Here is a 979-nt window from a genome sequence, read left to right as displayed (position 1 = left end):
TTTCACAACGAAGCTACCCTTTGTTAGCCTCTCGTGAGCTCATCAAGCAATTTATTCAGGAAAGGCTTCATGGACATCAAGCTGCATAAGCAAGCGACGACGACACCGAAAATTCGTGCCGACATCCAAGCAGCTCCTGCCGGCATGACCAACAAAGATCTCGCTCGTCAGTTTGGGGTCAGCGTCTCAACCATCCAGCGCTGGCGTTACCGCGATAATGTCCAGGATCGTTCCCACACCCGCCATAACCTACTGGCGACTCTAACCCCAGAACAGGAAGAGGTAGTCATCGCCGCTCGTGAACTACTACGCCTGGGGCTCGATGATCTACTTGTCGTCGCGCGTGAATTCCTGAACCCCAATCTGTCACGTTCCGCGCTTCAGCGCATGCTCAAACGACGTGATGTACCGACTCTCGCCAAGTTGGCGCGTCGAGATGCGGAAGAGGACGAGAAGCCCAAGTATCGGCCTTTCAAGGATTATGAGCCCGGGTATGTGCACATTGATATCAAGCACCTACCCCAAATGCCTGACGAAGATCAGAAGCGTTATCTCTACGTCGCGATTGATCGTGCCACTCGCTGGGTGTATCTGGAGGTCAGATCAAGTCAATCTGCAAAGGACGCCCGGGCGTTCATGAAGCGTGTGGAAGAGGAAGCTCCCTTCACGATTCGAACCGTGCTCACGGACAATGGTAAATCCTTTACCGATCGCTTCACCGTGGGTGGTGAGCGTAATCCCAGCGGGCGCCATCTTTTCGATCAGGAGTGCCAAAGCCATGGTATCGAACATCGATTGATCAAACCGGGAAGACCGCAGACGAACGGGATGGTGGAGCGTTTCAATGGCCGTATCAGTGATGTATTGGCGACTCGGCGCTATGACTCAAGTGAGGACTTGGAACAGACGCTCGAGCGTTATTGCTGGCTATATAACTACCACATTCCTCAGAAGGCACTACGTCACAAGGCGCCAATCG

The 979-nt window shown here is 53.4% G+C and carries 1 protein-coding gene; it reads left to right on the top strand.

Annotation, left to right across the window (positions count from 1 at the left end):
• Positions 1 to 69: 69 nt before the first annotated feature.
• Positions 70 to 979 (top strand): IS481 family transposase (locus CFN46_RS17360; RefSeq protein WP_088744288.1); only part of this gene is annotated, 910 nt, incomplete at its 3' end.

The sequence above is a fragment of the Cobetia sp. QF-1 genome, assembly GCF_002213105.1.
In the GTDB taxonomy this organism is placed as follows: domain Bacteria; phylum Pseudomonadota; class Gammaproteobacteria; order Pseudomonadales; family Halomonadaceae; genus Cobetia; species Cobetia crustatorum.
This window is presented reverse-complemented; position numbering and strand designations above follow the sequence as displayed.